Annotated in this window: 11 protein-coding genes; 7 read left to right on the top strand and 4 right to left on the bottom strand. The window is 44.7% G+C overall.

What is annotated here, in order from left to right; genetic code table 11:
• Window positions 1-214: 214 nt before the first annotated feature.
• A complete protein-coding gene (gene rpmB, locus ACZ424_RS05525) occupies window positions 215-403 on the bottom strand; it encodes a 50S ribosomal protein L28 (RefSeq protein ID WP_464903984.1) in 189 nt (62 codons plus the stop codon).
• Between the two features lie 149 nt (window positions 404-552).
• Here rpmB and ACZ424_RS05520 point away from each other — a divergent pair, with 149 nt between their 5' ends.
• The 7 genes from ACZ424_RS05520 to dpdA are packed head-to-tail and all read left to right on the top strand — an operon-like array spanning window position 553 to window position 9,799.
• Entirely contained in the window at window positions 553-1,065 is a 513-nt protein-coding gene (locus ACZ424_RS05520) for a DUF2062 domain-containing protein (protein ID WP_464903983.1), read from the top strand.
• Window positions 1,052-1,717, top strand: a complete 666-nt coding sequence (locus ACZ424_RS05515) for an N-glycosylase/DNA lyase (RefSeq protein ID WP_464903982.1) — start codon at window positions 1,052-1,054, stop codon at window positions 1,715-1,717. The genes ACZ424_RS05520 and ACZ424_RS05515 overlap by 14 nt, the downstream gene beginning before the upstream one ends.
• Window positions 1,714-2,139, top strand: a complete 426-nt coding sequence (locus tag ACZ424_RS05510) for a DUF6884 domain-containing protein (RefSeq protein WP_464903981.1) — start codon at window positions 1,714-1,716, stop codon at window positions 2,137-2,139. The genes ACZ424_RS05515 and ACZ424_RS05510 overlap by 4 nt, the downstream gene beginning before the upstream one ends.
• Window positions 2,129-3,853 carry a DNA double-strand break repair nuclease NurA gene (locus ACZ424_RS05505; RefSeq protein WP_464903980.1) on the top strand — a complete coding sequence of 575 codons (1,725 nt, stop codon included), beginning with the start codon at window positions 2,129-2,131 and terminating at the stop codon, window positions 3,851-3,853. The genes ACZ424_RS05510 and ACZ424_RS05505 overlap by 11 nt, the downstream gene beginning before the upstream one ends.
• Window positions 3,854-3,866: 13 nt before the next feature.
• On the top strand, window positions 3,867-5,807 hold the full coding sequence (locus ACZ424_RS05500) for an ATP-binding protein (RefSeq protein WP_464903979.1): 1,941 nt from the start codon (window positions 3,867-3,869) through the stop codon (window positions 5,805-5,807).
• Window positions 5,773-8,523, top strand: a complete 2,751-nt coding sequence (locus ACZ424_RS05495; protein ID WP_464903978.1) for a UvrD-helicase domain-containing protein — start codon at window positions 5,773-5,775, stop codon at window positions 8,521-8,523. Before ACZ424_RS05500 ends, ACZ424_RS05495 begins: the two co-directional genes overlap by 35 nt.
• Window positions 8,524-8,539: 16 nt before the next feature.
• Entirely contained in the window at window positions 8,540-9,799 is a 1,260-nt protein-coding gene (dpdA, locus tag ACZ424_RS05490; RefSeq protein WP_464903977.1) for a tRNA-guanine transglycosylase DpdA, read from the top strand.
• Here dpdA and ACZ424_RS05485 read toward each other — a convergent pair.
• The 3 genes from ACZ424_RS05485 to rseP are packed head-to-tail and all read right to left on the bottom strand — an operon-like array spanning window position 9,782 to window position 12,929.
• On the bottom strand, window positions 9,782-10,852 hold the full coding sequence (locus ACZ424_RS05485; RefSeq protein ID WP_464903976.1) for a VIT1/CCC1 transporter family protein: 1,071 nt from the start codon (window positions 10,850-10,852) through the stop codon (window positions 9,782-9,784). The two genes, dpdA and ACZ424_RS05485, sit on opposite strands and share 18 nt — an antisense overlap.
• Window positions 10,849-11,646 carry a TlyA family RNA methyltransferase gene (locus ACZ424_RS05480; RefSeq protein WP_464903975.1) on the bottom strand — a complete coding sequence of 266 codons (798 nt, stop codon included), beginning with the start codon at window positions 11,644-11,646 and terminating at the stop codon, window positions 10,849-10,851. The genes ACZ424_RS05485 and ACZ424_RS05480 overlap by 4 nt, the downstream gene beginning before the upstream one ends.
• Window positions 11,646-12,929 carry an RIP metalloprotease RseP gene (rseP, locus tag ACZ424_RS05475; RefSeq protein WP_464903974.1) on the bottom strand — a complete coding sequence of 428 codons (1,284 nt, stop codon included), beginning with the start codon at window positions 12,927-12,929 and terminating at the stop codon, window positions 11,646-11,648. Before rseP ends, ACZ424_RS05480 begins: the two co-directional genes overlap by 1 nt.
• Between the last annotated feature and the right edge of the window lie 27 nt (window positions 12,930-12,956).

The following is a 12,956-nucleotide window of genomic DNA, read 5'->3' as shown; positions in this document are numbered from 1 at the left end:
TGTGAGGCATTACAAACCGGTTGTGTTTTATTCTGTCGTAGAGAACCATCCCGAGGCCTTCTTCAAACTCTTTTTTAGAGATCCACTTCCTTTTGACTACGAGGCGTTTTAGTTATTGGAGGGCAACGGGGCCGTACGCAGTAAGCCCCATTATCAAGAAGGTTTTAGACAGCTGAAGTAGGGAGGGAGCTCCCTTCTCTTCCTTCATCTCAAGTTATATAGCTTTCTGAACTTTTCCGGCCTTGAGACACTTTGTGCAGACCCAGATTTTCTTCTTCTCTCCGTTTACGATTGCCCTAACTTTTTGAAGGTTAGCCTTCTGCTTCTTGCTTGTAACCCTGTGGGAGTGGCTCACGTTGTTGATGAAAATACTTGTCTTTCCGCATATTGCACACTTTGCCATTTCATACCTCCTTACTCAAATTGCAGAGGCAAATTTATCACTGACCGTTAATACTTTCAAGATGAAAAGGAGTTTTGAATATTAGTAGTATTCGCTTTCGTTTTTTAATCTTGATGTTTAATTTCTGATAATATAGAATAAAGTCTACTATGGGAGAAAAACTTAAGAAGGTTCTTTCTTTTAGGTTTTACCTGAAGAAGCTGACGGAGCTCCGTGAGAGCCCCGACGGAGTGGCAAGGGGGCTGGCGGTAGGAGTGTTCATCGGTTTTCTTCCAATCATTGGATTTCAGGTTATTACTGCAGTTGCAGTAGCCCTCTTTACCAGGGCGAGTAAAGTTGCCGCTGCAGTTGGAACCCACGTTACAAACCCTTGGACGACAATCCCGATTCTCATTCTTGACTACTACGTTGGTTGCTTCTTTTTGGGAAGGAAAGCCTGTACCCCCCACATAGATTTCAGCTCCTTTGGAGCTCTCTTAAACTCCGGCAAAGAGATACTCGTTCCCATGTTCGTTGGAGGAGTAATCCTCGGTTCTATATTCTCGGTTCTCTCATACTTTGGTATGAAAAAGCTCCTCAAGAGGAAGGTAGAAGAGGTTAAAGATTACGTTAAGAAACTCCCCGAGAGAAAAGAGGTAGCGAGGGGGGATGTCTGGCAGTAAGTTTGAGGAGCTCCTCTCAGAGCTCTCAGGCCTCACGGTAGAGGACGCAAAAAGAGTTGAGGAGCAGGACAGACAGTTTAAGGCTTTACGGAAACTTTATGAAAAAATAAAAAATCAGGAGCTCTTTCTTAAGTTAACTGTTATAAACGCTCTTCTCTCCTACCAGCTTCAAATGAAGGGAGAGGACTACTGGAAGAGGTTCTCTGAGTTCTTTTCAGAAAAGCCAAAAGTTGAGGCCTTTCCGGAGTTTTTAGGGAAGTTCAACAGGCGTTTCTTAGGTGCAAAACTTAAAAGGTTTGAGAAAGTAAAACTCTGCGTTGAGGAACTCTTTAAGAAATACTCCGTTGAAGACTTTGGAGAAAACCTTAAACTTTTGGTTGACGAGCTCTCAGGCTGTTTGAATCAGAGAAGAGACGCTAAAACCGTAGTTTTTGCTGCGAAGATGTATATGTATGGCTATAGAATCGTTTTCGGAGAAGACCCAAAAGGGCTTGAGGAGATAGACATCCCCCTTGACTCAAGGCTTAAGAAACTCCTTCCGACGGTTGAGGAGTGGAGGGAGCTCTCCCGCCGTTTAGGAATTCCTCCCATTCACTTAGACGCCATTGTCTGGGTTCCTCAGGGAAAAGGTTTAAGTAGGGAAAAAACTTGAAAAAGAGAGTTGCCTTAGTAACGGCCTGCGGAGGGAAGAAGGAGAAAAAGAAGCTCCCGGCAGGGAGACTCTACAGGTCTGCAAGGATAAGGCATCTGTATAGAAGGTCTAAAGAGCTCAGAGTTCCCTTTTTTATCCTGAGTGCAGGTTACGGCCTTATATCGGGAGATGAGGAGATTGAGCCCTACGAAGCGATAATGACGGAAGAGAGGTGCAGGGATCTCCTTCCCACTCTCCTTTCCCGTCTGAAAGACTTTGACGTTATCGTTTATTACAGAGGGGGAGCCCGAAAGGAGTATCTGAACTGTGTAGAGAAAGCGGCTGAGCTCCTTAACAAAGAGTTAATTGTTTTCGGCTACGGTAACATGGGGGATATAGGAAAGGTTGAAGAGGTTATACAGGGGGTCTTAAATGGAACTTAAGCCTATAGATAAAGACCAGATACTTAACATTATAAAGGAAGACCGGGCAAGGGAACAGGCAATTTCAAACATTCTAAGCTCTATTATCTCCTCTTTAGGGGAGAGTCCGGAAATAGACAGAATTATAGATTCCTACTTCAACTTTGTTCCTCTTGTTAGAGAGGTTTTTAACCAAGGCATTTCTGTAAAGGTAGGGAGTAAAAATTACCCCTTAGAAATTAGGAGAGGAGAAAGAGAAGAGATTAGAGAAAATTTCTACAGTAGAGTGCGTGATAAATGGGTTATTGCCGTTGATGAATCTCAGCACTCAGACGACCTGATAATGAGTAAAGATTACTTCTACAGGGGAAGCCTTGCCTTTGGAATGAAAGTTTCAAAGCCTGCTGCCGACAGGGAAAGGATACTTGCAGTTCTCTCCTCTTTCAGAATATCTGAAGACGACGATGTCGTTAAGAGGAAGTTAGACCTTCTTACATACATTCAAAACTTAATAGTTTCCTTCTACGCATCAATTCTCCTTTTAAGTCAGGAAGAGGAGATATACGCTCTCTTTATTGACGGTCCGCTTATAAGGCAGCTCCACTCGTTTCTCTTTGTAACGTTTACTGAAGACGAGCTGAAGAAACTCTTTGCCGTAGACCCATATGTAAGGAAGTTCGTTGGGAACGCTCATTGGCTTGATAGACGTTTAACTTTTGAACTTCTTGAAGAGGGGTTAACCGTTGAAGAACTTGCAAATGGGAAACTCTTAGATCTTATTTTAAAAAGTTCCCTCTATGAACAGTTGAAAAAACAGTTGAAAGAAAGAGTTAACGACTTTAGTCAAGTTCCAGATTTTAAGGAAGCCGTCCTTAATAGGGAAGAGGTTCCTGGTCTGTTTATCTACTTTTTCCTGCTGAGGCTTCTAAATGACCTTTCAAAGAAACACAACTTCCTCGTTTGTGGGGTTGTTAAATCTTCAAGGTCTAAGGAGTTTATAAGGTTCTACTACGCGTTTGCATTTGCAAAGTTAGCCGAGATAGACAAGATGTTTAGGTATAGCGTTTACTCTACGGGGATTTTAGGGGCAGATAGTAGAGGAGAGCTGAAGTTTTTTAAGGACTTTCTTAAGGAAGGGAAAATCCACAGGGAGTTGGAGTCGTTGGGCATCTACGACGACCACCTTCTGACTTTTGTGTTGGACTTTGACCCAGTTACAGCTTACTACACTTCCCCTTTTGAGATAAGACGTTACAGGAGCAGAGAGGCAAACAGGAGGGAAGTTTACGAGGTAGATGAGGAGTATCAGGTCTTCAGAACTCCTGTCGGCAGTGCAAACGATGGCCTTCAGCACTTCTGGTTGGAGGAGGTTCTTCTAAAAGCTCTTCTTCCGCCAGACAAGATTCGTTTTTACATGGCCTACGTTAGAACTTCCGACTTTAAATTTGCCCTCAGAATAGAGTTTCCAGAGTCTTCATTTGATAGGGTAGACGAGCTATGTCAGATGGTTTACCTGTTCAGCTCTGTCTACAGGAACTACGGAATTCCCATTTTCCTCAAGTATGCAGACAATCTGGTTAGGGTTTCTACGGATATGATTAACCAGCTCTCTAAGGGGCTTTTGAGGGAAAGGGTTTTAAGGGAGCTCTTCGGAAAAACCGAAGTTAGTAGAGATGCCCTTGAGATAGTTAAACATCTGATATTTGGAATGAAGAGGGATTTCTACTCCCGTTAATTAGGAGGGGAAGATGGTAGAGGAAATAGGAAAGGTTTTCGGTGAGACTTCAACGGAAAGGTTTTCGTTCGTCTTCTCTCCTCAAAAAGTTAAAAGTTTGAGGAACTTGTTTGTTGTAGTTAAGTCTAAAGACTCAGAAGGAAAGACTTACAAAATTATCGGGAAGGTTGTTGACATTCTAACCGACAATCCGCTCCTCTCACCTGAGAACCTGAAGTTTTTTGTAACTGACGAATACGGTAGAGAGGTTGCAGATTACTTAAGGTCAGATCGGTTCAAGACCTACGTTGCAAGGTGCGAAGTTATAGGGGAGTTTGACGACGAGACCACAGAGATAAGACCACTTAAGAGGCCTGTTGAGACGGGAGCTCCCGTCTTCTTCATAGACAAAGACCTTCTTGAGAAGCTCTTCTTCAGCCCTGAACCTTACAACCTCTTTCCCGGCTTTACGGAGCAGGTGAGGGATGCCCGCTTCTCTTTAGACGGAGATCAGCTAATTACGATGCACTGCGGTATTTTCGGAATGACAGGAATGGGTAAGACGACAACTACGGGAACTCTACTTGAAGAGCTAACGGTTCGGGGTATTAAAAGTATCATTTTTGATCCCCACGGAGACTACGTAAACTTAGGGGTTTTAAAAGACAGCCTTTTTTCAGCTGTTAGTGATGAACTAAAAAACGAGAATTCCCCTTTGGGGAGTTTGGTAAAGTCCTACCAGGAGTTTTTAAAACAGAGGTGGGAAGCCCTCCTTAAAAAAGTTCCTGAACGCTACAAAGAGATTCTAAAGAAGGAGATTGATGAGGAGCTCTCTCCCGAGTCAATCTGTTTTAGGTTAGCCCTCATTTCATCTGTCCTTAAGGGAGAAGTGGCTTTACCTGTTGGGGACATAACGGATGACGTTTTAAGGGAGAGGCTTTTAGCTTTCTCTCGGGAGTTTGACTTTAAGAAGCTCAGGAATGCTGTTCCTCATCAGATTCTTGACAGATTGATTAAACTGAAAATTGAAGGCTACCCGAGCGTTGTTCTTAACAGGTTCTTCAACAAATATTTCGTTATGAACATGATTGAAGCCTACTCTGGAGAGGAGATATCTGAAGCTCAAGGGGGGTTTTATATCGGGTGGCTTGGCAGTTTAGAGGCTAAAATAGAACAAGGCGGGGCTGAAATAAGGGATTTAAAGCTTATAGATTACCTTCTTTCAGAGGCAGATAGACTTGATGATAGAAAATCATCAAAGTATCCTATAAAGCGGCAGCTTGAGAAGGCAAGAATGGTTCTATCGTCTCAGTCTAAGCTTTTCCCCGTCGACTCTTACGAGCTGATTAGAGCCTTCTCTAAAAAGGATGGCTTCCTCTCTTTCGTTTCAAACATCATATTTGACCTTTCGTCTTTAAGTCCTGAAACTGTTCAGAGAGCTCTCCTCTACTCCGTTGTCTATTCGGCATTTCACCTTCACAAGTCTGGGGAGCTCTCCGTCCAAAGGGGAGACTATCCTATTCTGTTCGTTATTGAGGAGGCAAGGGTTTTAATCCCAAGGTCTGGTGCTGAAGATTTAGACCACCCTGCCAGCCAGTTTGCCAGAAACATGGTGAGAAGGGTTGCAACAGAAGGAAGGAAGATGGGGTTGGGGCTGGTAGTTATCTCCCAGAAGCCGGCCTCTGTTGACCCTCTGCCAGTTTCACAGTGTAACACCTTAATACTTCACAGGGTTATAAACCCAGAAGACCTCTCCTTCGTTAAAACCGTTGGTGAGTCTATTTCTCAAGAAGACATTGAGACGCTTAAGGCTGTAGAAAGAGGTGTTTCTATAGTTACAGGAACAGCCCTGAAAACGAGGAGAAGTCTGTTGGTCCGGTTTAGAGACAGGCTCTCTAAAGAGGGTAGAGAACATCCAAGACCGCTGAGGAACTTGTGGAATGGAGCTAAACAGGGAGCAGAGGGCAGTAGTTGAATTTGATCAGGGGGTTCTTCAAGTTGTTGCGGGGCCGGGAACCGGTAAAACTGAAGCCCTTGTAAGTAGAGTCGTTGAGCTTCTAAAGAAGGGAGCTCCCCCCGAATCAATAATGATGGTTACGTTTACTAAGAAGGCTGCAGAGGAGTTTGAGGTAAGGCTTTTGGAAAAGTCTCAGGATAAAGGGGTTGACCCGTTAGGGGTTTACTGTGGAACCCTCCACTCACTTTGCTTTCAAGTTATGGAGGAGTTCGGATACGAGGAGCTCCTAAAGAAGAAGCTAATTGAGGATTTTGGAAAGAGGGTTCTCCTATACGACCTTTTTAGGAATGAGTTTTCAAAGTTCCCCAACTTTTTCTCCTGCTTTTTCGGTAGTGACTGGGAGAGTAAAGAGGAAAGGCAGCTCTTTGGGAAGGTTGAAACTCTCATAGAGAGGGTTTCCCTCTACTCACCCGACCTTGAGAGGATGAAAAGCTCAAAGAACTTGGCAGTAAGGGAGGCTGCTGAAATTTACGAGATCTACCGAAAGTTTTTGGAAGATAACAGTTTTATAGATTTTAACGGAGTAGAGAAGTTATTTCTAAAGTTCCTTAACTCTGAACTTGGAGAGGAGTTTTTAAAGAAAATAGACCACCTCCTTGTAGACGAGTATCAGGACACAAACCCTTTAGATGAGTCCATCTACTTTAAGATAGCTTCCCGTTGTAAAAGCTTTGTTGTTGTTGGAGATGAAGACCAGTCTCTGTTTAGTTTTAGGGGAGCAACTGTTAAAAGCTTCATAAACTTTGAGAGTAGGGTTAATAAAAAACTAAAAAAGCCCGTCAAAAAGGTATTCTTAACGAAAAACTACCGTTCCGTTAAGGATATCGTTGACTTTCTCAACTTTTACATAAGTGAGTTCCCTGAACTAGAAAGGGTTGATGGTAAAAAGGGGCTTGTCCACTGTGGTCCCCGGGGAGAAGGGGCAAGGGTAGGGTATTTGAGGAAAAACAGTAGGGATGAACTCGTTAAAAAAGTTGCCAAAATAATTTTTCTCCTGATGAAAAAGAAAGTCATATCAAAAGTTTCAGACGCCGTTCTCCTTGTTCCTTCTGCAAGGGAGGAGGAGTCCTCTTTTGTTAGGAAATTGAAGGACAAACTTGAGAAAGAGGGAATTAAGGTTTACAACCCAAGGTCGAGGAGTTTCGGTAGAAAAAAGAGAGCCCGTCGCCTTCTAAGGGTTTTAGACTACGTTTTAAACGGCAATGAAAAGTTCCTATTTGGCCTAAACGACGGAGAAAGGAAAGTTTTAAGGAAAATAAAGTCTGACTTTGACTCAGGAAGTACAAACCTCCTTGAAACTTACTACAGGGTAGCTTCCCTTTTGGGATACCTTGACAGTGAAGAGCCTGAGGTTCTCTTTGACATCTCCCACCTTTCAGTTTTCATCTCTCAGCTTCAGGAAGTTTACGGGAGAGAGGAGCTTCCCGATAAATTCTTCTCCGTTTTCGTCCCCTTTGTTGAGACTATTGACGACCCGGAGATTCCGCCGGAGTTCCTCCCTGAAGACCACTTTCCGGTTATGACTATACATCAAGCCAAAGGCCTTGAGTTTCCTGTTGTTTTCGTTGCGGTGGACTGGTTAAAAGAGGAGGAGGTAGAGAAGGTTAACGACCTGATTAGGCCCTTTGTTGACCCGGAAATTGAGGAGCTTCTTCTCCCTTCCGTTGACTTTAATACGGTTAAGAGGAAGCTCTACGTTGCCTACTCAAGGGCCCAGCAGCTCCTCATAATTATTGACGGAAGGGAGAAGGTAAGGGATGAGTATTCTTCTATCTACCCGGGAGGGGACCCTGAAAAAAGAGGGAAGTTCAGAAAGGGTGGAGGAAGCATAAAAGTTGAAAAGCTCTCTTTTGAGGACTTTACAGAAAGGTCTTTAAAGGGGAAGCCTCGTCTCTACTCCTTTACCGGAGACGTTGTCTCTTTCCTCCTCTGTCCAAGGCTATACGGTTATAGGAAGTTCTTCGGTTTTGCCTCCTCATCTGCCGTTCAGGAGTGGTTCGGAACGGCTATCCACAGAACTTTAAGGCAGGTTTACGCATTCTTTAAAAAGAACAAAAGGGTTCCAAACGAAGGTGAGGTAGAGGAAATCTTTAGAGTTGTCCGTTCCTCGCTAAAAGCTGCCGGCGTTTTAGAGCCGGAAGAGGAAAGGGTGGAGAGGGCTCTCTCCATCGTTAAAAGGTTTGTTAAAGTTAAGGGAGGGGAGTTTTACAGCAGAGTTGTGGGAGCGGAGCTCCCCGTTAGCGTAAAGAAGGAGGGTTTCTACCTAAAAGGGGTTATAGATGCCCTCCTAAAGGATGAAGGGGGGGTTGAGATTTGGGACTTTAAGTCTATGAAGAACCCGATGAGGGAGGAGAGGGGGGAGCTCCTTGAAACCTATGAGAAACAGCTGAAGTTCTACAGTATGATGCTCTCAAAGAAGGGAATGAGGGTAAAGAGGCTCGTTCTCTGCTTCCTGAACGAGTATTTGGAGGAGTACCCGAAAGCTGAGGAGGTTTTCTTTCCAAAAAGAGATGAAGATTTCTGGAGATGGGTTAAAGGAGTTCTTAAAGAGATTGAGAAGTGTAAAGAGACTAATCACTGGCCTCCTGCTGAGAACCCCGATAGGAAAACCTGTCTGGTCTGCGATTTCAGGTTCTGTTGTCCAAAAGGTAGGGATATAATTCAGGCCACTTAAAGACTGGAGTGGCCGGATGAAGTTCTTCCTTCCCTACTGGGAAGACTGGGTTCATAAAGACTTTAATTCCGTTAGAGACACATACTCTGGAGGGTATGAAAACTCCCTCTTTGCCCACGAGATTTTCAAGCCGCCCCCCTACGATGGAATTCTCTTGAGCCTTGGAATGTTTGAGTTTAAGTTGAGACTCTTAAAGGTTAACGGAAGGCCGACGATAAGGGGAATCGGGAACGTTAAGGAATACTTGAGACTTAAAACTTTAAATCTTCCGGTTATGGGAGACTGCGGAGCCTTTACCTACGTAAACGAAAAAAGTCCTCTCCTTACTGTTGACGATGCCGTGAGACTCTACTTTTTTCTGGGTTTTGACTACGGAATCTCAGTTGATCACATCTGCTCCGACGTCATCCTCGTTGAAAATGGGAAGGAGGCACTCTTCTCCTACAGGGAGAAATCTGAAAGTAAAGGAAAGTTAAAACTTTTCCTCTCTGAAGAGGAACTTGAGGAGAGGAGGAGGCTAAGTTTAGAGAACGCAGAGGAGTTTTTAAAAAAAGCAAGAGGGTTTCACCCCGTTGGAGCAGCCCAAGGGTACTCCGTTGAGACCTACGTTGAAAGCGTTGGAGAGCTCCTTAATATGGGCTACGACTTTATTGCATTGGGAGGTTTGGTTCCGAGGAAGACTTCGTTTATAGCCGAGCTCCTGACGGCTTTAAGAGATAAAGGGTTAATAGGAAAAGCGAGGTTTCACCTTTTAGGAGTCTTGAGGAAGGAGCTCCTTCCGTTAATGAGGGAGCTCTCAGTTTACAGTTTTGACAGCGCCTCTTACCTGAGGAAGGCCTGGCTGAAGGCAAAGGGGAACTACCTTGGAGTTGACGGAAAGTGGTATTCGTCAATCAGGGTTCCAGACTGCAGGAACACGAGGCTTAAAAACAGGGCAAGAGAACTTCCTTCAAATGTTGAAGAGTTAGAAAAACGGATTTTAATAGGTTTGAGGGAATACGACAGAGGAGACTTAAAAGACTACGGGGAGCTCCTTGAAGATATTATCTCCTACGACAGCCTCTTTTTGAGGAACGAGTTTAATGAGGAGGTTTACAGGGAGCTCTACAGGGAGCTCTTAGAGAGCAAAATCTGGAAAAGGTGCAGCTGTCCCGTCTGTAAAGGTTTGGGAATAGACGTTGTTATCTTCAGAGGAGCGAACAGGAACAGGAGGAGAGGGTTCCATAATACCTACGTTTTCTACAGGGAGCTCTGCTCTCTAAACTCCAACTCCTAATATAGACTGTAGGAGCTTCCCAAACAGGAAGGATAGGCCAGCTGCAGAAAAACCTGCTCCAACCATCTCTGCGGCCTTTCTCTTTACGTTGATTCCAGAGAAAAGGGCTATAAATCCTCCAACAACTCCCAAAACCGTTCCGGCAAGGAGGAGGCTAACAGGGAGAGAAATTAAAGATGATGGTAGTAAGAAGTAGGGTAGAACAGGGAACGAGGCGCCAAAGAGGTATGCAGCTCCGGTAAAAAAGGCAGAGCGTATCTCACTTTCCTCTTCTCCTGACGTGATAACTTTTACTAAGTTTTTAGGCTCTTCCGTTTTAGAGAGCCTTTCTGCAACCGTCTCAGGAACTCTTTTCTCTACTAACTCTTCCTTTATTATCTCCATTGCCCTGTCTGGGGCTACCTCCGTCAGGATTTCAAGCTCTTCTTTGAGAGTTCTGTTAACCTCCTTCTGGGATTTAACTGAGACGAAAGCTCCTATTGCCATGGAGAGAGCTCCTGCCACTCCAACGACAAGACCTGAAACTCCTACTAAGAACGGCTTATCAGGGTAGATGGCAGAGAGGCCTGTCGTTGTTCCCAGTATCTCAACGAGGCCGTCGTTCATTCCAAGGACGAAGTCCCTTACGTTTGACAGCCCAAACTCCTTTGCTTCTTTTGAGAAGAAGGTTTCGTGTTCTATCTCGTCAAGAATGACCTTTTTGAGCAAGTTCCTCTCCTCTGGGTTCAGGTTTCCCTCTTTCAGGAAGGAGAAGTACTCCTTAACCGTTTTAGACTCCCCCATCTCAAGGAGGGAGACAAGGAGAGCAGGGTTTATAAAACAGGAGAGGAACGCAATCAGTTTCTTCTTCCCGTGGAGCTCCCTGACCTGTGGCGGGTTTACTCCGTGTCTTTTCAGGATATTTTCCCAGAACTGGCTGTGGAACTTCTCTATTTCGGCTATCTCTTTGAGTTTTTGGCGGAGCTCCCCTCTGCAGTTTTTTGATAGCTCACTGTAGAGAAGGTAGTCTTCCATCTCCCCAATGTAGAAAGAGACTACCTTTTCAACCTTCACTCCTTTCTCCTAACAACCTCTTCAACCTCTTTCTTGCCTGTCAGGTCGTCTTCTGGATTCTGAGAGAGCAAAACCAAAAACTCCTTGTTCCCCTTTGGTCCCCTCGGTTTAGAGAGGGTAAGTTTTTCAGGATAGAGGCCTATTGAGCGAGCAAAGTTTAGAACCTTATTTATAGCCTTCTTGTGGAGCTCTGGATCCCTTATTACGCCCTTTCCTCTGTCAACCTCCCTCTTTGTTAGTTCAAACTGGGGCTTTATAAGGGCTACTATCTTTGCTTCAGGCTTTAAAAGCTGCTTTACGACAGGTAGTATTTTCTCAAGTGATATAAACGAAACGTCAATAACTATCAGGTCAACCTTCTCAGGAACCTCTTTTGGGCTTAAATACCTTGCGTTAAAACCCTCTATTGAGATAACTCTCTCGTCGTTTCTCAGTTTCCAGTCAAGCTGTCCTTTTCCGACGTCTACTGCATAGACCTTTTTAGCTCCGTGCTGGAGGAGGCAGTCTGTGAACCCTCCAGTTGAGGCTCCAACGTCTAAGCAGGTAAATCCTTCAACGTTAAACCCGAACTCGTCTATTGCGGTCTTTAGTTTCAGCCCTCCCCGTGAAACGTAGGGGATGTCCTCTCCCTTAACCTCTATCTTTGAGTCTGGGGAGACGGGAGCTCCCGCCTTGTCAACAACTCTCCCGTCTACCAAGACCTTTCCCGCCATTATGAGAGCTTTTGCCCTATCCCTGCTCTTTACCATTCCTCTTTCGACTAAGAGCTTGTCAAGCCTCTCTTTCTTTGCCATTACCTGATTAACCTCATTATGTCGTTGTAGAAGACTACGGCCATAAGGAGACCTATCAGTGCAAGTCCGACCTGCTGGAACCTCTCCCTGAACTGAGGAGAGACTGGCCTTCTCCTGAGGAGCTCTATCAGGAACAGAACTATCAGTCCTCCGTCTAAAACCGGTAGGGGCAGGAGGTTAAAGTATCCCAGTTGGAGGCTTATGAATCCCATAAAGTAGATGAAGTTTGAGATTCCCGCCTCTGCAGCCTTCCCTGCAACTTCTGCTATTAAAATTGGGCCACCTAAACTCTTTAAAGAGGCTTGACCTGTAATCAGTTTATAGAGGAATGTAAAAAACAGAACAGTCTGGGCCTTAAACTCCTCAATACCTTTTTTTACGGCTTCCGGGAACGGATATTTGACGAAAACCAGATTAACTTTCGGAACGATTCCTATCGTATACCTTCCAACCTTTTCGTTGAACTGAGGTTTTACGGTTACCTTAAGCCTTTTTCCGTTTCTGAGGATTACAATCTCCACAGGCTTCCCGTTACTCTTACCTATCAGCTCAACTACCTGCTCCCAGCGGTTAATCTCCTTTCCGTTTATCTTGAGGATAACGTCTCCTGGTTTAAGCCCTGCCTTCTCTGCCGGTGAGTTTTTAATTACTTTTCCGATTGTCGGGTTTATTGCAGGAATTATGGGAAGTGTTCCTACTCCGTTCTTCTCGTCAACTCCGGTTTTAACCTTTACAGTTTCAAGCTTTCCTTTTCTTTCAACCTGAAGTGTGATTTCCTTACCTGGGTTTAGTGCCACTATCTCGTTGAGCTCTTTCCAGTTCTCTACTCTCTTTCCGTTTGCCTCAACGATAACGTCTCCGGGCTTAAGGGGAGAGTTTTCAGACAGGACGAATCCAACTTTTGCAGCCTCAACTTGGTAGGAGGGAACATACCTTCCGATTGAGTAAGAAGCCGCAAAGAAAATAACGGCTAAAAGTAGGTTCATGAGTGGGCCTGCAAGGGCTATTACTATTCTCTGCCACGGAGGCTTTGCGTAAAACTCGTCCGGAGACTTAACTGGCTTGTCCGGGTCTTCCCCTGCCATCTTAACGTATCCGCCAAGGGGAATAAGGCTTACGGCAAACTCGGTTCCGCAGCACTTAAACTTAAAGAGCTTTGGGCCGAATCCTATTGAGAAGGTTTCAACTCTGACGCCGAAAAGCCTTGCCGCCAAGAAGTGGCCAAACTCATGGACGAATATCAGGATTCCGAGGGCTATTACGAAATAAAAGAGCGTGTGCATTTAACCTCCGAACCGGTTTTCTGGAAA

The organism is Thermovibrio ruber (assembly GCF_055380895.1).
The sequence above is the reverse complement of the archived record's forward strand: the minus strand, read 5'-3'. Positions and strand labels throughout refer to the sequence as shown.

Excerpts from the sequence above, each read along its gene's own strand:
- ACZ424_RS05520 (WP_464903983.1), top strand. The coding sequence starts at position 553 with ATGGGAGAAAAACTTAAGAAGGTTCTTTCTTTTAGGTTTTACCTGAAG.
- rpmB (WP_464903984.1), bottom strand. The coding sequence starts at position 403 with ATGGCAAAGTGTGCAATATGCGGAAAGACAAGTATTTTCATCAACAAC.
- ACZ424_RS05500 (WP_464903979.1), top strand. The coding sequence starts at position 3,867 with ATGGTAGAGGAAATAGGAAAGGTTTTCGGTGAGACTTCAACGGAAAGG.
- ACZ424_RS05480 (WP_464903975.1), bottom strand. The coding sequence starts at position 11,646 with ATGGCAAAGAAAGAGAGGCTTGACAAGCTCTTAGTCGAAAGAGGAATG.
- ACZ424_RS05495 (WP_464903978.1), top strand. The coding sequence starts at position 5,773 with ATGGAGCTAAACAGGGAGCAGAGGGCAGTAGTTGAATTTGATCAGGGG.
- dpdA (WP_464903977.1), top strand. The coding sequence starts at position 8,540 with ATGAAGTTCTTCCTTCCCTACTGGGAAGACTGGGTTCATAAAGACTTT.
- ACZ424_RS05505 (WP_464903980.1), top strand. The coding sequence starts at position 2,129 with ATGGAACTTAAGCCTATAGATAAAGACCAGATACTTAACATTATAAAG.
- rseP (WP_464903974.1), bottom strand. The coding sequence starts at position 12,929 with ATGCACACGCTCTTTTATTTCGTAATAGCCCTCGGAATCCTGATATTC.
- ACZ424_RS05515 (WP_464903982.1), top strand. The coding sequence starts at position 1,052 with ATGTCTGGCAGTAAGTTTGAGGAGCTCCTCTCAGAGCTCTCAGGCCTC.